Here is an 18,674-nt window from a genome sequence, read left to right as displayed (position 1 = left end):
GGTCGGCTGCCGCTGGCTACGTGTCACGTCGCTGGCGTAGAAACTCACGAGGCGCTCCATGCGCAGGTAACCTGCTCATGATGCGCCCCGCTTTGATCGATATCAAGTCGTTCGGAATTCCGGCTATTTCGGGCCGATCATGTCCTCGGGGCGGACGATCTCGTCGAACTCCTCGGAGGTCACATAGCCGCCGCCCACGGCTTCCTCGCGCAGCGTGGTGCCGTTCTTGTGCGCCGTCTTGGCGATCTTGGCGGCGTTGTCGTAGCCGATCTTCGGCGCCAGCGCGGTGACGAGCATCAGCGAGCGCTCGACGCCCGACTGGATGTTGTCGAGGCGCGGCTCGATGCCGACCACGCAGTTGTCGGTGAAGGACACGGCCGCGTCGGCGAGGATGCGCACCGACTGCAGGAAATTGTAGGCCATCACCGGATTGTAGACATTGAGCTCGAAATGGCCCTGGCTGCCGGCGAAGGTGATGGCGGCGTGGTTGCCGAATACCTGCACGCACACCTGGGTCATCGCCTCGCACTGGGTCGGATTGACCTTGCCGGGCATGATCGACGAGCCGGGCTCGTTTTCCGGCAGCGACAGCTCGCCGAGGCCGGCGCGCGGACCAGAGCCGAGCAGGCGGATGTCATTGGCGATCTTGAACAGCGAGCCGGCGACCGTGTTGATGGCGCCGTGGCTGAACACCATGGCGTCATGAGCCGCCAGCGCCTCGAACTTGTTCGGCGCCGAGGTGAAGGGCAGGCCGGTGATCGTGGCGATGGCGGCGGCGACGTCCTCGGCGAAGCCGACAGGCGCGTTGAGGCCGGTGCCGACCGCCGTGCCGCCCTGGGCGAGTTGCATCAGGTCCGGCAGCGTCATCTCGATGCGGCGGATGCCGTTCTCGACCTGCTGGGCGTAGCCGGAGAATTCCTGTCCGAGCGTCAGCGGGGTCGCGTCCTGGGTATGCGTGCGGCCGATCTTGACGATGCCGGCCCATTCCTTGGCCTTGGCGGCGAGGGCGGCGTGCAGATGCTTCAGCGCCGGGAGAAGCCGATGCACGATCTCCTCGGCCGAGGCGATGTGCATCGCCGTCGGATAGGTATCGTTCGACGACTGGCTCATATTGACGTGGTCGTTCGGGTGCACGGGCTTCTTGGAGCCCATCACGCCGCCCAGCATCTCGATGGCGCGGTTCGAGACCACTTCATTGGCGTTCATGTTCGACTGGGTGCCGGAGCCGGTCTGCCAGACGACGAGCGGGAAATGGTCATCGAGCTTGCCGTCGATCACTTCCTGCGCCGCGGCCTCGATGGCGCGGGCGATCTCGGGGTCGAGGCGACGGAGCTTGGCGTTGACCTGCGCGGCCGCGTATTTGATGACGCCGAGCGCGCGCACGATCGGCAGCGGCTGCTTTTCGAGGCCGATCTTGAAGTTGCCGAGCGAACGCTGCGCCTGCGCGCCCCAATAGCGGTCGGAAGCCACCTCGATCGGGCCGAAAGTATCCGTTTCGATGCGGGTCGTTGTCATGAAGTCAGCCTCTATCAGCCGCTGGCGCGGCGCCGGTCAGGAAAAGTCGGGGAGGGATTAGCTCTTCTTGCGGAACGCGTCGAGACGCACGACCTCGGCGGCCGGCTTGTCGGAAGGCTCGGCAGGCGGCTCGTCGGAACGATCCGGCGTATCGAGCACGAGCGGCGACGTGTCGACGTCTTCCATCTCGTGGCTGCCTTCCAGCGCATCCTCGTCGCTGGCTGCCGTCTCGAACTGCAGGCCGAACTGCACGGAGGGATCGACGAAGGACTTCAGCGCCGTGAACGGCACCAGCAGGCGCTCCGGCACGCCCTTGAAGGAAAGGCCGATCTCGAAGGCATGTTCCGTGACCGAGAGGTCCCAGTACTGATGCTGGATGATGATCGTCATTTCCTCGGGGTAGTCGGTCATCAGCCGGGTCGAGACACGGACGCCGGGCGCCCGGGTTTCGAAGGTGATGTAGAAGTGGTGGTCGCCGGGAAGCCCCGTCTTGGCGACTTCGGCCAGCACCTTGCGCACGACGCCGCGAAGCGCGTCCTGGGCGAGAATGTCGTAGCGGATCAGATCTTCGGCCATGGACGGCGACTACCCAGAATCAATGCGGTCGGGATCAAGACAGGCACCCGATGCGGACAAGCCGCGGACCCGCGCCAAAAAAGGCCCCCTGACGAGCCTCGTTGTTTCGAAAACTCGATCTCCAGCCCGGAGAAGTCAAGGTCGCGCCGGGTTCCTTCGCCGAAAAGGTGAATGCCGTGGCGGCAATGCGGCGCCCGCACATGCCTCTGCGCCATTCGCGCCACGGCGTCGGAGAACCAACGTAACATTCGAGGAAAGAAGTGGAGGCTTCTGTTGCCAGGTGCCTCCGAACCCCGCCTGTCCGGTGCTAACCGGGAGGACTTTTATTCAGGTTCCGGCACCGCTTACGCGGCGACAGCGACCTTAGCATAGTTGTCGTTTGCAACTACAGATTTGGTCCGATAACGGCGGTACCATGCCGAGCGAAAGAACACCCTTTACGCCCTCGTCGATCCTATTTCGCCCCCGCCGAAAACCATCCCGCGAGGGATGGGCTTGGGTGGAGGCGCCGGGTACCGCCCCCGGGTCCGATGGGTTTATTTCGATGACTGTTTATCGCCATAGCCGGCTTGCACCGGCGAACCTGATATAGGGGATCGAAACGCCGCTGAAAAGGTGTTGTTGCCCCGTCGCAGCGTTGGCGGCAGGGATGCGCACGGGAAACGCGCCGATAGTGCGCAAAATCGTCCGTCGAGCGTTGCAGACCAGCCACTTCGGGTCGGTTTGCGATTCTTCGCCCATAATCCAACTTGACGCTCGCGGCATTGCTGCTAGTTGCTGTGTCGATCACTACAAAAAGCGGTCCCGGCCTCGCTGCCGGATCGGCTGTCCAATTTCATACGGGGATCCGGGTTCGCGATGGCTTGGCCGTCCTGCGAGACGCCGGTTCGTCCGCATTCATGGTGTTCGTCATGTCCTCATCCCTCCTGCGCTATGCGGTCGTGCTCGGCCTGTTGAGCGCTATCGGTCCCTTCGCGATCGACATGTATCTGCCGGCGCTGCCGGCGATCGGGCAGGATCTCGGCGCTTCGACCGGCGCCGTGCAGATGAGCCTGATGGCCTTCTTCATCTCGGTCGGCCTTGGCCAGCTGATCTATGGGCCGGTCGCCGACATGGTGGGCCGCAAGCCGCCGCTCTATTTCGGCCTTGTCCTGTTCGCGCTCGCCAGCATCGGCTGCGCGCTGGCGCCGAATGTCGAGATGCTGATCGCCTTCCGCTTCATTCAGGGCCTCGGCGCCTGCGCCGGCATGGTGGTGCCGCGCGCCATCGTGCGCGACCTGCACACCGGCAACGAGGCGGCCAGGCTGATGTCGATGCTGATGCTCGTTTTCAGCATCTCGCCGATCCTGGCGCCGCTCGCCGGCAGCGCCGTGACGGCGTTCGCCTCGTGGCGCGCCATCTTCTGGATCGTGATGGTGGCGGCCATTCTGGGCCTGATCCTGCTGGCCCTGGCGCTGGACGAGACGCGGCCGGCGGAGGATCGCGTCGAGAGCGGCGTCGGCAGCGCCATCGCCGGCTATTGGCAGCTGCTGCGCGACCGCCACTTCCTCGGTCTGGTCTTCATCGGCGCCTTCGGCATTTCGAGCTTCTTTGCCTATCTCGCCAATTCGTCCTTCGTGCTGATCGACCATTATGGCCTGACGCCGACCCAATACAGCCTGGCCTTCTCGGTCAATGCCGTGTCGTTCTTCGGCTTCTCGCAGCTGAACGGCAGGCTCGGCGCGATGTTCGGCCTGGCCAAGGTGATGCGTGTCGCCGTGACCGGCTTCGCCGCCTCGGTGGTCATCCTGTTCCTGCTCTTCCTGTCGGGCCTTGACGGGCTGCCGGTGCTGATCGCCATGCTGTTCATCGGCAATGGCTTCCTCGGCCTCGTCATCCCCGCCTCGGCCGTGCTGGCGCTGGACGAGCATGGCGAGATCGCCGGTACCGCCTCGGCGTTGATGGGCACGCTCCAGATGGTGACGGGCGCGGTCGTGATGGCGGTTGTCGGGCTGTTCCTCGATGGCACGGCGCTGCCGATGGTCGCCGGCATCGCGGCGTGCGGCGTCATCGCCTTCACGTTGACGCAGGTGACACTCAGCCGTCGCCGTCGTCCGGCCGCGGCGCCGGCCGCGTAGGGCCGGCGCGCGACCTTATTGAAGGGTGCTGAAGGCGCGCAGGATCCAGAATATCTGGAAGGCGAGGGCGAGAATCGCGATGGCGAGGTGGAAGCGCTTGTCGCTGACGAACATCGCGTAGATCGCCACGCTGGAATAGACGATGTTGCGTACCGGGTAGACGAAGCCGAACGAGTGGAAGTGTGCGCTACCCTTGATTGCCGTGTCGACCAGATCGACTAGGAAGATCACGGCGATCAGGCCGTAGAACCACTTCCGGCGTGACATGAAGTAGTCTTCATAGCCGGCATATTCCGCCATGCTGTCTGGAAAAAGGGTGGCGCAGAGAATGAAGTACAGGCTCGCATAGACGATGATGAAGGTGTAGAGCTCGAAGGTCCAGATGCGGACCGAGGCGAGGTAGAACTCGAACCACCAGAAATGCACCACGCAGAGGAAGGCGAACGCCACCCAGAGCAGGTGTGTGACGAAGACGGGATTGCGTAGCGGATGCTGCGCGAACCGGCTCACGCCGTTCAGCAGCCGCGAGACGCTGAGGCCGAGGATGATGCCGATGATGACGCGGACATGCAGGTAGACGTCGGGGTTGGCGATGGTCTGTGACATGCCTTGCTCCAGAAGGTGGGGCACCGATCCGGCGCTGCCCAGCGCCAATTGAGCCCAGCCTGACGCGCGGTGCAAATTCCGGGTCCGCGATCGCGCCCGCCCGTTGTATGGTCGCGCAAACCTCGAATCTCTGCCGGACGTATCCATGCGCCAATATCTCGATCTCATGCAGCACGTGCTGGACCATGGCGTCCGCAAGGAGGACCGCACCGGAACCGGCACGCTTTCCGTGTTCGGCTACCAGATGCGCTTCAATCTCGCCGATGGCTTCCCGCTGGTCACGACCAAGAAGGCACATCTGCGCTCGATCCTCCATGAACTGCTCTGGTTCGTCGCCGGCGACACCAACATCCGCTATCTCCAGGAAAACGGCGTCTCGATCTGGGATGAGTGGGCGGACGAGAATGGCGATCTCGGCCCGGTCTATGGCGCGCAGTGGCGTTCCTGGCCGGCGCCGGATGGCAGCACCATCGACCAGCTCGCCAATGTCATTGAGATGATCCGCACCAAGCCGGATTCGCGCCGGCTGATCGTCTCGGCCTGGAATCCGGCGCAGGTCGATGACATGGCGCTGCCGCCCTGCCACAGCCTTTTCCAGTTCTATGTCGCGGAGGGGCGGCTTTCCTGCCAGCTCTACCAGCGCTCGGCCGACATTTTCCTCGGCGTGCCGTTCAACATCGCCTCCTATGCGCTGCTCACCATGATGGTGGCGCAGGTGACGGGACTGAAGCCGGGCGATTTCGTCCACACCTTCGGCGATGCGCATCTTTACTCGAACCATCTGGAGCAGGCGAAGCTGCAGCTCTCACGCACGCCGCGCGCGCTCCCGACCATGAAGCTCAATCCCGAGGTGGAGCGGATCGAGGATTTCCGCTTCGAGGATTTCGAGCTCGTCGGCTATGATCCCGAGCCTGCCATCAAGGCGCCGATCGCGGTGTGACCGGCGCTACGCCGGGCTGCCGCCGGGCTCGACCGGCGGGGCAGGGGGCTGGTAGATCTGGGATCGGTTTTTCCTTGGCTGGAGTTCCCTCATGCGCGTCGCGATTGCCTGTCTTGCCGCTTTGCTCGCCGCCGCGTCGTCTGCACCGGCCCGCGCCAATGATTCCACCGCAGCCCTTTCGACCGGCGGCCTCGTCTATGTCCTGACCGAGGATATCGAGATGCAGTCGGAGGACCTGTTCATCTCGCTGGACGAGGTCCGGGTTCGCTATACCTTCGAGAACCATTCGGACCACGACATCACCACGCTGGTGGCGTTTCCCATGCCCGACATCCAGGGCAGCATCGACTTCATGGTTTCGATTCCCGTCGAGGCACCGGAAAACTTCCTGGGCTTCAGGACGACGGTCGACGGCAAGCCGGTCGAGACCAAGGTGCAGCAGCGCGCTTCGGCGCTCGGCATCGACCAGACGCCGCTGCTGACCAGCCTCGGCGTGCCGCTGGCGCTGCATCTCGACGCGACGCGCAAGGCGCTCGACGCGCTGGCGCAGCCCGACAAGGACAACCTGGTCCAGCTCGGCCTCGCTGCGATCGACGAATATGACAATGACGGCAAGGGGATGGTGAAACACCTGGCGCCGAACTGGTTGCTTTCGACCGCCTTCTACCGCGAGCAGACCTTTCCCGCCGGCAGGCGCATCGTCGTCGAGCACAGCTACAAGCCGAGCGTCGGGCAGAGCGCCGACGTTTCCTTCGTCGCGCCCGAGGCGCAGTCCGAGCCCTGGTTCGAGGTCTATCGCCAGAAATACTGCATGGATGACGCCTTCCTGAAGGCGGCGCGGGCGGGGCTCAAGCCGGACGGCGGCAACAGCCTGTTCGAGAACCGCATCGCCTATGTGCTGCGCACCGGCAGCAACTGGGCCGGGCCGATCGCCAAATTCCGGCTGGTCGTCGACAAGGGCGCGCCGAAGAACCTGGTTTCCTTCTGCGCCGAGGGCGTGAAGAAGATCAGTCCGACGCAGTTCGAGGTGGTCAAGACGGATTTCGATCCTCAGCAGGACCTCGACATCCTGATCCTGCAGCCGCGCGAGCCCTGAATCCGGAGCGCAACCGATGTCCCTTGTCCTTCGCCACGCCCGCCCGGGCGACGCGCCGCTGGTGCTCGAATTCGTCCGCGAACTCGCCGACTACGAGAAGCTCTTGCACGAGGTCGAGGCCGACGCGGCCGCGATCGACGCGGCGCTGTTCGGCGATGCGCCAAAGGTGTTCTGCGAGATCGCCGAGTGGGACGGCGAGCCGGCCGGCTTCGCGCTGTGGTTCTACACCTTCTCCACCTTCAACGGGCGGCATGGCATCTATCTGGAGGACCTGTTCGTCCGGCCTTTATTTCGCGGCCATGGCGTGGGCAAGGCGCTGCTCGCCGGCCTGGCGGAGCGTTGCGTCGTGGAAGGGCTCGGCCGCTACGAGTGGTCGGTGCTCGACTGGAACGCGCCATCGATCGCGTTCTACGAGGCGCAGGGCGCGCGGATTCTGTCCGAATGGCAGCGATGCCGGGTCGAGGGAGATGCGCTGCTTCGTCTCGGGTCCGCATTTCAGCAGCGGGGGAGGGTTGGCGAAACGGTTCCCTGATCCGTATATGCTGGCCTCAGATCCACGGAGCCTCCCCCCTTTGAAATCCCTCGAAAACTCCATCGAAAAGATCATCATGTCGGCCCGCTGGCTGTTGGTGATCTTCTATGGCGGCCTTGGCGCGGCCCTGGTGCTCTATGCGCTGTCCTTCGTGGCCAAGTTCTGGAAAGTCGCGCTCAACGTCTTTGTCTACGATGAATCTGACATGATCCTGGCCATGCTCGGCCTGATCGACGCGGCGCTGGTCGCCAGCCTCGTGGTCATGGTGATGATCTCGTCCTACGAGAATTACGTCAGCCGCTTCGACTCCGCCAACCACGACCTTTCCTGGCTCGGCAAGCTCGATTCCGGCAGCCTGAAGATCAAGGTGGCGTCGTCCATCGTCGCGATCTCGTCGATCCACCTGCTGCAGGTGTTCCTGAACGCCAACGAATATACGAACGACAAGATCATGTGGTCGACCATCCTGCACATGACCTTTGTGGTGTCGGCCCTGCTGCTGGCGCTGGTCGACCGCATCTCCGCCGGACCGAAGACGGCCAAGGAGGCGGTTCTGCCGAAGGCGAAATGACGTTGCGGCTCTCGATCATCGCGGCGGTCGCCAGCAACGGGGTCATCGGCCAGGACGGCGACATGCCGTGGAAGCTGTCGACCGACCTCAAGCGCTTCAAGGCGCTGACGACCGGCAAGCCGGTAATCATGGGCCGCAGGACCTTCGCCTCGATCGGCCGGCCCCTGCCCAACCGGGTCAATATCGTGCTGACCCGCGACAAGGCTTTCGGGCCGCAGGGCGTGGTCACCGTGCCGACGCTGGACGCGGCGCTGGAGGCGGCCATCGCCGCCGGCGCGGCGGCGGAGGTGGGGACCGAAGCCGAAACCGAAACCGAAGCGATGGTGATCGGCGGCGGCGAGATCTACCGCGCCTTGCTCGACCGCGCCGATCGTCTCTACATCACCCATGTCGATGCGGAGCCCGCCGGCGACACCCACTTCCCGGCCCTCGATCCTGCCGTCTGGGAGATCGTCTCCTCCGAGGCCGTGCCGGCCGGGGCGTCGGATACGGCGGCGACCCGCTTTACCATCTATCAACGACGTCGTGGATAAACGGCCGCACGGAAGTTGAAAGCGCGACGCCGGCACACCACTTCCAGCCGGCTGAGGCCCTGCGAGGCCGCATATCCGGGGCTTCTCTTGCTTCGATGGGCGGGGGCAGGTACGCCTTCCCTATTGTTACACAATGAAGGAGCGAAGATGCCCTGGAGCAACCAGACGGGCGGCGGATGGAAAGGTGGCGGCAACGGCGGTCCCTGGGGTCAGGGCCCGCGTGGCAATGGTCCGAATCCGCCAGATCTCGAGGAACTCCTTCGCCGTAGCCAGGACAAGCTGAAACAGGTTCTGCCGGGCCGTGGCGGTTCGGGCAGCGGTTTCAATCCCGTGCTCTTCGTCGCCATCCTGGCGGTGGTCGTGGCCTTCCTGGGCTATAATTTCTTCACCTTCCGCGTCGAGCCGGACGAGCAGGGCGTCGTCCTGCGTTTCGGCCAGTACCAGCGCAGCGCTCCTCCCGGCCTGAACTTCCGCCTGCCTTATCCGATCGAAGCCGTGTACACGCCGCAGGTCACGCGTGTGAACCGGACCACGGTCGGCACGATTCAGGACGATCGGAACACCGGCGCAAATGGCCGCGACGTTCCGCAGGAAAGCCTGATGCTGACCGGCGACGAGAACATCGTCGACGTCGATTTCTCCGTATTCTGGGTCATCAACGACGCCAGCAAGTATCTGTTCAACGTCCAGAATCCCGAAGGTACGGTCAAGGCGACGGCGGAAAGCGTCATGCGCGAGATCATCGGCCGTTCGGACATCCAGCGCGTGCTGACCGAAGAGCGTCTCGGCATCCAGGCTTCGGCCCAGGAACTGATGCAGAACAAGCTCAACCAGTATGGCGCCGGTATTCTCGTCACGCAGGTTCAGCTTCTCAACGTCGGACCGCCGGCCGAGGTCATCGACTCGTTCCGCGACGTTCAGGCGGCCGAGCAGGATCAGGACCGCGTGCAGAACGAAGCCAAGACCTACGCCAACCGGATCATCCCGGGCGCGCGCGGGCAGGCCTCGCAGATCGAGGAAGCCGCCAACGCCTATCGCGACCAGATCATCGCCGAAGCCAAGGGTCAGGCCGATCGTTTCGTGAAGGTCTATGAGTCCTACAAGGCGGCGCCCGCCGTCACGCGCGAGCGAATCTATCTGGATACGCTTTCCGGCGTCTTCGCCGACATGGACAAGATCATCGTCGACGAGAAGGGGAGTGGCGTGGTGCCGTACATGCCGTTGCCTGCGCTGCAGGGCGCGCCTCCTACCGCCAAGCAGGGAGGCTCGCAGTGATCGGTCGTATTTTCGGCGGGCTTGGCCTCGTCATCGTCATCATCGTCGCGATTGTCGCCTATTCGGGCCTCTTCATCGTCGATCAGACCCACCAGGCCCTGGTGCTGCGCTTCGGCAATCCGGTTCGCGTCGTGACCACTCCCGGCCTCTACGCCAAGATCCCGCTGATCGACAATGTCGTGATGCTGGACAAGCGTCTGCTCGACATCGAATCGCCGCCGATCGAAGTGATCGCCCGCGACCAGAAGCGGCTCGTGATGGACGCGTTCGGACGCTACAAGATCGTCGATCCGCTGCTGTTCTTCCAGGCTGCCGGCTCGATCCCGGTCGCGGAATCGCGTCTGGCGGTGGTGCTGAATTCCGCCATTCGCGGCGCCGCCGGCCAGATGGAATTCGCCAGCATCGTGCGCGAAGGCCGTGCACCGCTGATGGCCCAGATCACCGACCAGGTGAACCGCGAAGGACGAAGCCTCGGCGTTGACGTCGTCGACGTTCGCATCCGTCGCGCCGATCTGCCGCCGGAAAACAGCCAGGCTGTCTATCAGCGCATGCAGACGGAGCGCCAGCGCGAAGCGACGGACATCCGTGCGCAGGGCGAGCAGGCCGCCAAGACCATCCGGGCCCAGGCCGACAGGCAGGCAACGGTGATCGTGGCCGAGGCCAACCAGCGCGCCGACGAGATCAAGGGTGACGGCGACGCCGAGCGCAACCGCATCTTCGCGGGCGCCTTCGAGCAGGATCCGGACTTCTTCTCGTTCTACCGCTCGATGCAGGCCTACCAGGACGGCATGAAGGCCGGCACGACGCGGATGGTGATCTCGCCGACGTCGCCCTTCTTCCGCTACCTGACCGACCCGAGCGGCAACGCTCTGCCGGTGCCCGAGCGGAGCACGCCCGGCAAGCCGGCGCCGGTCTCGGCTCCCGCTGCGGATGCAACGCCAGTGTCGCCAGCGCCGGAGGCGGCGGAGGCTGGTCCTGCTACTCCGGCTCCGGCCGATGCAGCGTCTGACACAACGCCTTGACGGCGTTCGTCACCGCGCTGGGACTCGTCCTCGTCATCGAGGGCGCGTTCTACGCGTTGGCGCCGGTCCTTGCGAAAATCCTGATGCGGCAAGGCATTGCCGCATCAGACTCTGCACTGCGGGGATGCGGGCTTGTGGCGCTTGCCCTCGGGGTTGCCATAGTATGGCTCGCGCGGAATTGACACTCGGCGCAGAAGCGCCGTGCGCTAGATGTATCGAAGTCGCCGTCGTGCCAGGCTCGACGATGACGCCAGAGGAGAGATGCAGATGGCCGCGGCCAAAATGAAGACCTATCGCCTGTGCCTTGCGGCCACGCTGGGCGCGTTCCTGACGGCTGCGGCACCCGCGACCTTCGCCCCGCCCGCCTGGGCCGAGCAAGGGCCGGATTCGGTGGCGGACCTCGCCGCCGGTCTGGTTGATTCCGTCGTCAATATCTCGACATCGCAGACCGTGGAGGGCGCGCGCGGCATTCCCGCACCCCAGGCCCCCGAAGGTTCGCCGTTCCAGGAATTCTTCGACGAGTTCTTCAACAAGCAGAAGGACGGCACCACCAACGCGCCCCCGCGCAAGGTGCAGTCGCTCGGCTCCGGCTTCGTCATCGACGCGTCCGGCGTCATCATCACCAACAATCACGTCATCGATGGCGCCGACGAAATCATCGCCAACTTCAACGATGGCTCGAAGCTGACCGCGACCCTGATCGGTCGCGATGAAAAGACGGACATCGCCGTCCTGCAGGTGAAGCCGACGGCTGCCAAGCCCCTCAAGGCGCTGAAATTCGGCGATTCCGACAAGATGCGGGTCGGCGACTGGGTGATGGCGATCGGCAATCCGTTCGGCCTCGGCGGCACCGTGACCACCGGTATTGTCTCGGCGCGCAACCGCGACATCAATTCCGGTCCTTACGACAATTTCATCCAGACCGACGCCGCCATCAACCGGGGCAATTCGGGTGGCCCGCTGTTCAATGAGCTTGGCGAGATCATCGGCATCAACACCGCGATCATTTCGCCTTCGGGCGGCTCGATCGGCATCGGCTTCGCCATTCCCTCGGACGCGGCCGTGCATGTGGTCGACCAGATCCGCCAGTATGGCGAGACGCGGCGGGGCTGGCTTGGCGTGCGCATCCAGCAGGTGACGGACGAGATCGCCGAAAGTCTCGGCATGGGCCCGGCGCGCGGCGCGCTGGTGGCCGGCGTGACGGAGAAGGGCCCTGCGGCGGAGGCCGGTGTCGAACCGGGCGACGTCGTCGTTTCCTTCGATGGCAAGCCGGTGGGCGAGATGCGCGACCTGCCGCGTCTGGTCGCGGATGCCGACATCGACAAGGTCGTCGATCTCGTCGTGATCCGGAAGGGCAAGCAGACCACCCTCAAGGTCAAGGTCGGCCGCCTGACCGAGGACGTTGCGAAGACCGAGGAGAAGCAGACCACGACGCCGATCGAGCCGCCCAAGCCTGCGGTGACCGAGTTGCTCGGCCTGACGCTGTCGGAACTGACCCCGGATCTGCGCAAGCAGTATTCGATCGCCCCGGAGGTGAAGGGTGTGGTGGTGACCGATGTCGGGGTCGGCAGTTCTGCAGCGGAAAAGGGGATCGCGGCTGGCGAGGTGATCGTCGAGGTGTCGCAGGAGCCGGTCTCGAAGCCCTCCGATATCTCCACGCGCATCGACGCGCTGAAGAAGGACGGCCGCAAATCGGCTCTGTTCCTGATCGCCAACACCGCGGGTGAGCTGCGTTTCGTGCCGTTGAAGCTGGACGAGTAGCCGCTTGTCGCCTCTCCTTCGGGAGAGGTGAAGGGCGTCGTCCCTTCTCAGCATTCCGCCAGCGGATCAAAGCAAGATCCTCACCCAACCCTCTCCCACACGCGGGCGAGGGCTTTTGGAGGGCTGCTTCGCCTATTTGGCCGGTATGGACTCGATGGAGGAGGCCGGGTCCGACGAGTTCCTCTACTGCTTGCGGGAGAGGGCTGGGTGAGGGGCTTTCCGCCCTTTACCGCCGCTCGTGATCCGCGCGCGACAGGCGGTAGAGCACATGCCGCCGCAGTGGATGCACCTCGGGGACCGCAGGATGGTCGAAATCATCGGCACGGTCGCGGCTCATGCCGAGGCGCTGCATCAGCCCTGCCGAACGGAGGTTCGGCACCGCCGTGAAGGCGACGATCTCCGGGAAATCATGATCGGCAAACGCCGAGTCGATCACGGCACTTGCCGCCTCGCGCGCATAGCCCTGGCCCCAGAACGGCTGCGCCAGGCGCCAGCCGATTTCCACCGACGGCGCGAAATGCGCCTCGGGAAACACCTCGAACAGGCCGGTCAGGCCGACAAACGCCCCGGTGGCGCGTTCCTAGAGGGCGTAATTGCCAAAGCCGTGCGCGTCCCAATGCGCCTCGATGCGATCGATGAAGGCGTTGGCCTCCTCCGGGGAAAGGGGGGCTGGAAAGAACTCCATCACCGCCGGGTCGGCGCTCATCGCGGCGAAGGGTTCCCGGTCGGCGTCCCGCCAGCGGCGCAGCCGCAGACGTTCCGTCGCGATCGGGTTCATCCGGCGAATTCGCTTTTGCGATAGCCCTGGGCGTAGAGCAGGGCGGTGAGGTCGTTATGGTCGATCCGGGCGGCAGCCTCGGCGGCGACCTTGGGCTTGGCATGATAGGCGACGCCGAGACCGGCGGCGCGGATCATGGCGAGGTCATTGGCGCCATCGCCGACTGCCAGCGTCTCGTGCTTCGACAGCGAGAAGCGGCGGGCGAGGTCCATCAGCGCCGACAGCTTGGCTTCCTGGCCGAGGATCGGCTCCTCGACCGTCCCGGTCAGCACGCCGTCCTCGTGGTTCAGGATATTGGCGCGGTTCTCGTCGAAGCCGATCTGCGCCGCTACCGGGCCGGTGAACAGCGTGAACCCGCCCGAAACCAGGGCGGCGTAGGCGCCGGCGGCCTTCATGGTGCGGATCAGCGCCGGGCCGCCCGGCATCAGCTGGATGCGCTCGGCCAGCACCGTGTCGATGACGGAGAGCGGCAGGCCCTTCAGCAGGCCGACGCGCTCGCGCAGGGCCGGCTCGAAGGCGATCTCGCCGCGCATGGCGCGCTCGGTGATCGCGGCGACATAGGGCTTCAGCCCCGCCATGTCGGCGAGCTCGTCGATGCATTCCTGGCCGATCATGGTCGAATCCATGTCGGCGATCAGCAGCTTCTTGCGCCGTCCGGTGACGGGCTGCGTCACCACATCGACGGGGCGCCCATCGATCATCTGGAACAGGTCGTCCCGGATGGCGCCGAGGCTGTCTTCGGTGGCAGGCAGGGGGATGTCGCAGGCCTCGCCATCGCCGAGCCAGTCCGGCCGGCCGGCGCCCGGCAGGCCCGCCGCCTCATCCACAACCTCCGAAAGCGATGCCGCGTGTTCGGGCCGTGCTATGAACGTGGCGACGTATTCGAACGGAGCGGTATCGGACGGCATGGGGAACCTGAACTTTGCGACGAGGAAACCTGCTGTCCTGATAGCCGGGCCAACCGCGAGCGGCAAGTCGGCGCTGGCGATCGAGCTGGCGCGGGCGCAGGGCGGCGTCGTCATCAATGCCGATTCGATGCAGGTCTACCGCGAGCTGCGCATTCTCTCCGCCCGTCCCGACGCGGAGGAGGAAGCGCAGGCGCCGCATCGGCTCTATGGCCATGTCGCGGCCAGCGAGCGCTATTCGGTGGCGCGCTGGCGCGAGGATGCGAAGATCGCGCTGGAAGCGGCCTGGGAGGACGGGCAGCTGCCGATCGTCGTCGGCGGCACCGGGCTCTATTTCAAGGCGCTGACCGAAGGCCTTTCCGCGATCCCGCCGATTCCCGCCGAGCTTCGCGCCGCGATCGAGGCGCGTGCCGATGCCGAAGGCGTGCCCGCGTTGCATGCGGCGCTTGAAACGCGCGATCCGGAAAGCGCGGCGCGGCTCGCGCCGCTCGACCGCACCCGCGTGGTCCGCGCGCTGGAGGTGGTGGAGGCGACCGGCCGGACGATCGGCGCCTGGCAGCAGGCGACCGGCGCGCCGCCGCTGGTCGAGGCCGGGGCGGTGCGTCGCATCGTGCTCGAGCCGGAGCGGGCCGAGCTCTATGCGCGGATCGGCCGGCGTTTCGACATCATGGTCGCGCGCGGCGGCATGGCCGAGGCGCAGGCGCTGCTGGCGCTCGGCCTCGATCCGGCGCTGCCGGCGATGAAGGCGATCGGCGTTCGCGAATTCGGCGCCCACCTTGCCGGCGAACTCCCGCTCGACGAGGCGATCGGGCGGGCCAAGATGGAAACGCGCCGCTACGCCAAGCGGCAGGGGACCTGGTTTCGCAACCAGATGGCGGATTGGGACCGGCTGGCGCCGGGCGCGACGCCCGTCGTGATCGGGGCATTGCCGCCCGGCTGAGCAGAACATGTCGGGCCGGCCCAAGAACATGGCCCGGCTTTTCGCCACGATGTGGTCTTGTCTGTGCGGGATAGTCTGAATAGATCGGTCCGGCGCGATGGCAACCCTGCGCAACGCTGCGGAACCGTGCTATCCGATTGTGGTTTTGCGGCGCCTTGCTGGAATGCGCCGCGATCTTTTCATGATGAGAGCGGACATGGTCCAACCGACGCGTCGAGACGCAATGCTGACTTTCCTGTCGGCCTTTGCCGCAGTTTCCCTTTCCGGTGCCGGCCACGCTTCGGCGGCGGCCTCGGCCGAGGATGCCGGCCTGGTTCTTGGGCCGCCCGAGCCCTTCTCCTTCGATCGCATCAAGGAACTGGCCGCCGACAAGGCGAGCCGCCCCTTCGTCGTCGACCGGTCGCCGCATGGCGATATCCTCGACAAGATCGACTATGACAATTTCCAGAGCATCGTGTTTCGTCGGGACCATGCGCTCTGGGCCGATGGCAAGGGCGGCGATCCGATCCAGCTCTTCCATCTCGGCAAGTATTTCCAGGAACCGGCCTCGGTCCATGTCGTGGATGACGGCCAGTCGCGCGAAATCCTCTATCGCCGCAGCGCCTTCGACATGCCCGAGGGCCATCCGGCCCGCGCCCTGCCGGACGATATCGGCTTTGCCGGCTTCCGCATCGAGATGCCGTCGCAGACCAGCGACTGGCTCGCCTTCCTCGGCGCCTCCTATTTCCGCTCGTCCGGCTCCCAGGACCAGTACGGCCTTTCGGCGCGCGGCATCGCCGTCAACACCGCCATGCCGGAGCCGGAGGAGTTCCCGCGCTTCACCGGCTTCTGGCTGGAGCGCGTGCTCGGCCAGGATGGCCGCGTCATCGTCTATTGCCTGCTCGACGGCCCGAGTCTGACCGGCGCCTACCGGATGGATTGCACCAAGGACCCCGTCACCAAGGGCGTGGTGATGGACATCGACTGCAAGCTGTTCCCGCGCCGGCAGATCGCGCGCCTCGGCGTCGCGCCGCTGACCTCGATGTACTGGTATTCCGAGACCATGCGCCGCCAGGCGATCGACTGGCGCCCGGAAGTGCATGACAGCGACGGCCTCGGCATGTGGACCGGCACGGGCGAGCGCATCTGGCGTCCGCTCAACAATCCGCCCAGCGTCATGACCAACAGCTTCCAGGACAAGGATCCGCGCGGCTTCGGCTTCCTGCAGCGCGACCGCAACTTCGACCATTTCCAGGACGACGGCGTGTTCTACGACCGCCGCCCCAGCGTCTGGGTCGAGCCGAAGGGCCAATGGGGCAAGGGCGCCGTCCAGCTCGTCGAGATCCCGACCGATCGCGAGATCGACGACAACATCGTCGTCTACTGGGTGCCGACCGAGCCTGTGCTGGCCGGGCGTCCGCTCGATTTCGGCTACAAGCTCTATTGGGATAGCGACGAGCCGAACCCGACCGATCTCGGCCGCGTGCAGTCGACCTATCACGGCGTCGGCGGCATTCCCGGCCAGCCGCGTCCCGAGGGCGCGGTGCGCTTCGTCGTCGATTTCACCGGCCCCAAGGTGGCCGATCTGAAGCGCGGCGACGGCAAGGCCGACATCACCGTCTCGCGCGGCAATGTCACGCTCTCCGACGCCTATCCCGTCGTTGCCGGGGAGAAGGGCGTTTATCGCGTCTTCTTCGACCTGATGGCGCATGGCAGCGAGCCGATCGACATGCGGATGTTCGTCCGCGACAAGGACGGCGCGGCGCTGACCGAAACCTGGCTCTACCAGTTCTTCCCCGCCAACGGCCACGGCGACAAGGCCTGATCCCGGCCGGTTCTCGTGTGAAGACAATGGCCCGCCGGTCGCTCCGGCGGGCCTTTTGCTTACCGCATAGAAAGCAAGACCCTCACCCAACCCTCTTCCGCGCGCGGGAGAGGGCTTTTCGGCCGGTGGGGCTCGACGGACGCCGCGTGGTCCGGCGCGCCCCCTCTCCCGCGTGGCGGGAGAGGGTCGGGGTGAGGGGCTTTCTTCCCCACGCAATCCCGGAGACCGCCGCCGCGCCTGCCTCCTGCCTTCCCTGAATTAAGAAGCCTAATCCGGCCCCAATCGCGCTAAAATAGGCGCGAGGGTGAACATGCGCAGCTGCATTGGCCTCCTCCTGTGGTTGCTGGCGAACGGCGCTTCGGCCGGGGAGGCGGCGCGCGTCTATCTCGAGGAATTTCGCCTCGGCAGTCCCGCCCGGCGCGTCGAGGGCTGGCGCGAGCTCGATCCGGAGCGGGCCGCTTCCGGCTGCCGGGCGCTCGGCTTCGATTGCGGCGACGATCCCGATCCGGCCCGCGCGGCGACGCGCTTCCTGAAGCCGATGCTCGTCGCCGGCCCCTATCGCGGCACGGCGAAAATCCTGCGCCGGCGCGGCAACAGCTTCTATGCCGCCTTCGAGACCCCGCCGGGCTTTCGCCTCTGCAAGGCCGGCATCGACCGGGTCGGCGGCCGCATCGATCGCGGCGCCATCTTCGCCGGATCGATCCAGCGCGCCGGCGGCGACCGCCTCGGCGTCTATGCGGCGCTGCCGGCCGACGGCTCCGGCGCCATCGCCTTCCGCCTGCTGGTCGTCATGGTGCCCGAGGCCCGCTTCGCCGCCGAACCCTGCTGGCCGGACGGCACGCTCCTGTTCCTCTGCTCGGGCACCACCCGCTGCCAGGTCAGCCGGGCCTATCCGGAGGCGGATTTGCGGTAGATCTTGGTTGAGTCGTTGAAAATGTGTTGGGAGATTTGCGACTTGAGCCCGACCGGCTCTAGGTTGTTCGGTATCGATCTTGAAGCGGCTCGGAGGGGATGAACTTGGAGATTTTCGTATCGGTCATATCTGTTCTGGTTGGCATAGTGGGGCTTGTCTGGGTGTGGCAAGAACGTCAGCGCGCTGAATTGCGAACTGGGGACGTGTTTTCATGGTCGAACGAGGTGATTTCTGTGTTGCAATCCCTGGTATTGATTAGTTCGCCTAGGTCGCTTCAATTGGAGGATCAACTGACACGCGCCAGAATTATTGAGATCATGTTCCGCACATCGATATTAATCGAGCAGGGGCGCCTGTTATTCATGAATGAGGTAATTAATGATTGGGGCTCTGAAAAGCCTTCGGCATACCGCGGATACCGTCCTGAAATTCTTGATCACATTGTAGTCGCGCATCAGATTTCTGCTGCTTGGGTACAAGCCAGCGAGGAAGAGAGATTTATAATGGGCGAGATCTCGAAAGACTGTCTGATGAATTTTGTCTCGCTTGCTCAGAAAGAGATAGGAAGGTCAAAGACTATATCTGTCGATGGTGGCCGGAGTGGGGATGGCGCTGATCTTGACTATTTGATGAGCGAGTCTCGGGATGCACGTGCTGAAGCGCTAATCTGAGGGAACTGAGGCCACGACTCCCCCTAATTTCCCGCAATCCAAACACCCCTTTTGCGCAATTTTCTTCTCCGGGGGTTGACGGCTCCCCGGCGCTGCGCCATGTTCCGGCGAATTCAATT

The 18,674-nt window shown here is 64.9% G+C and carries 18 protein-coding genes, 1 other RNA gene and 1 pseudogene; 14 read left to right on the top strand and 6 right to left on the bottom strand.

The features are described from left to right. Positions 1–123: 123 nt before the first annotated feature. The 3 genes from fumC to ssrA form a co-directional block, all read right to left on the bottom strand. Entirely contained in the window at positions 124–1,515 is a 1,392-nt protein-coding gene (gene fumC, locus OSH10_RS00715; RefSeq protein ID WP_266329529.1) for a class II fumarate hydratase, read from the bottom strand. Positions 1,516–1,572: 57 nt separating this feature from the next. Next, positions 1,573–2,091, bottom strand: coding sequence for an SspB family protein (locus OSH10_RS00710; RefSeq protein ID WP_266329528.1), 519 nt, complete (start codon positions 2,089–2,091; stop codon positions 1,573–1,575). A 259-nt stretch (positions 2,092–2,350) separates the two neighbouring features. Continuing rightward, positions 2,351–2,709, bottom strand: a transfer-messenger RNA (tmRNA) gene (ssrA, locus tag OSH10_RS00705). A 293-nt stretch (positions 2,710–3,002) separates the two neighbouring features. Between ssrA and OSH10_RS00700 the strand changes: the two genes are divergently transcribed. Next, positions 3,003–4,208: a Bcr/CflA family multidrug efflux MFS transporter gene (locus OSH10_RS00700; protein ID WP_266329527.1), complete on the top strand. Its 1,206-nt coding sequence runs from the start codon at positions 3,003–3,005 to the stop codon at positions 4,206–4,208. 15 nt (positions 4,209–4,223) lie between these two features. On the opposite strand, the gene OSH10_RS00695 is transcribed toward OSH10_RS00700, so the two are convergent. Then, positions 4,224–4,814, bottom strand: coding sequence for a hypothetical protein (locus OSH10_RS00695; RefSeq protein ID WP_266329526.1), 591 nt, complete (start codon positions 4,812–4,814; stop codon positions 4,224–4,226). A 145-nt stretch (positions 4,815–4,959) separates the two neighbouring features. Here OSH10_RS00695 and OSH10_RS00690 point away from each other — a divergent pair, with 145 nt between their 5' ends. From OSH10_RS00690 to OSH10_RS00650, 9 genes are all read left to right on the top strand, one after another. Continuing rightward, positions 4,960–5,754: a thymidylate synthase gene (locus OSH10_RS00690; protein WP_266329525.1), complete on the top strand. Its 795-nt coding sequence runs from the start codon at positions 4,960–4,962 to the stop codon at positions 5,752–5,754. 91 nt (positions 5,755–5,845) lie between these two features. After that, a complete protein-coding gene (locus tag OSH10_RS00685) occupies positions 5,846–6,850 on the top strand; it encodes a DUF4424 domain-containing protein (protein ID WP_266329524.1) in 1,005 nt (334 codons plus the stop codon). A gap of 16 nt (positions 6,851–6,866) precedes the next feature. After that, positions 6,867–7,382, top strand: coding sequence for a GNAT family N-acetyltransferase (locus OSH10_RS00680; protein WP_266329523.1), 516 nt, complete (start codon positions 6,867–6,869; stop codon positions 7,380–7,382). Between the two features lie 40 nt (positions 7,383–7,422). Then, on the top strand, positions 7,423–7,953 hold the full coding sequence (locus OSH10_RS00675) for a TIGR00645 family protein (RefSeq protein WP_266329522.1): 531 nt from the start codon (positions 7,423–7,425) through the stop codon (positions 7,951–7,953). Beyond that, a complete protein-coding gene (locus OSH10_RS00670) occupies positions 7,950–8,486 on the top strand; it encodes a dihydrofolate reductase (protein ID WP_266329521.1) in 537 nt (178 codons plus the stop codon). The genes OSH10_RS00675 and OSH10_RS00670 overlap by 4 nt, the downstream gene beginning before the upstream one ends. A gap of 147 nt (positions 8,487–8,633) precedes the next feature. Then, positions 8,634–9,761 (top strand): FtsH protease activity modulator HflK, encoded by a 1,128-nt coding sequence (gene hflK, locus OSH10_RS00665; RefSeq protein ID WP_266329520.1) that lies wholly within the window; start codon positions 8,634–8,636, stop codon positions 9,759–9,761. Further along, on the top strand, positions 9,761–10,783 hold the full coding sequence (gene hflC, locus OSH10_RS00660) for a protease modulator HflC (RefSeq protein WP_266330345.1): 1,023 nt from the start codon (positions 9,761–9,763) through the stop codon (positions 10,781–10,783). The genes hflK and hflC overlap by 1 nt, the downstream gene beginning before the upstream one ends. Further along, entirely contained in the window at positions 10,780–10,965 is a 186-nt protein-coding gene (locus OSH10_RS00655; RefSeq protein ID WP_266329518.1) for a DUF2065 domain-containing protein, read from the top strand. Before hflC ends, OSH10_RS00655 begins: the two co-directional genes overlap by 4 nt. A gap of 85 nt (positions 10,966–11,050) precedes the next feature. Then, positions 11,051–12,544, top strand: coding sequence for a Do family serine endopeptidase (locus tag OSH10_RS00650; RefSeq protein ID WP_266329517.1), 1,494 nt, complete (start codon positions 11,051–11,053; stop codon positions 12,542–12,544). A 226-nt stretch (positions 12,545–12,770) separates the two neighbouring features. On the opposite strand, the pseudogene OSH10_RS00645 reads toward OSH10_RS00650, so the two are convergent. Beyond that, a pseudogene (locus OSH10_RS00645) lies at positions 12,771–13,322 on the bottom strand (GNAT family N-acetyltransferase). Continuing rightward, positions 13,319–14,230, bottom strand: coding sequence for a phosphoserine phosphatase SerB (gene serB / locus OSH10_RS00640; protein WP_266329516.1), 912 nt, complete (start codon positions 14,228–14,230; stop codon positions 13,319–13,321). Before serB ends, OSH10_RS00645 begins: the two are co-directional and overlap by 4 nt. Here serB and miaA point away from each other — a divergent pair. From miaA to OSH10_RS00620, 4 genes are all read left to right on the top strand, one after another. Further along, positions 14,229–15,167, top strand: coding sequence for a tRNA (adenosine(37)-N6)-dimethylallyltransferase MiaA (gene miaA / locus OSH10_RS00635; RefSeq protein ID WP_266329514.1), 939 nt, complete (start codon positions 14,229–14,231; stop codon positions 15,165–15,167). The genes serB and miaA overlap by 2 nt on opposite strands. Positions 15,168–15,390: 223 nt before the next feature. Next, on the top strand, positions 15,391–16,971 hold the full coding sequence (locus OSH10_RS00630) for a glucan biosynthesis protein (protein WP_266329513.1): 1,581 nt from the start codon (positions 15,391–15,393) through the stop codon (positions 16,969–16,971). A gap of 310 nt (positions 16,972–17,281) precedes the next feature. Further along, complete coding sequence (locus tag OSH10_RS00625; protein WP_266329512.1) at positions 17,282–17,884, top strand: hypothetical protein; 603 nt, start codon at positions 17,282–17,284, stop codon at positions 17,882–17,884. Between the two features lie 104 nt (positions 17,885–17,988). Beyond that, positions 17,989–18,555 (top strand): hypothetical protein, encoded by a 567-nt coding sequence (locus OSH10_RS00620; protein WP_266329511.1) that lies wholly within the window; start codon positions 17,989–17,991, stop codon positions 18,553–18,555. Positions 18,556–18,674 lie beyond the last annotated feature (119 nt).

This window comes from Kaistia defluvii, assembly GCF_026343955.1.
GTDB classification, from domain to species: domain Bacteria; phylum Pseudomonadota; class Alphaproteobacteria; order Rhizobiales; family Kaistiaceae; genus Kaistia; species Kaistia defluvii.
The sequence above is the reverse complement of the archived record's forward strand: the minus strand, read 5'-3'. Positions and strand labels throughout refer to the sequence as shown.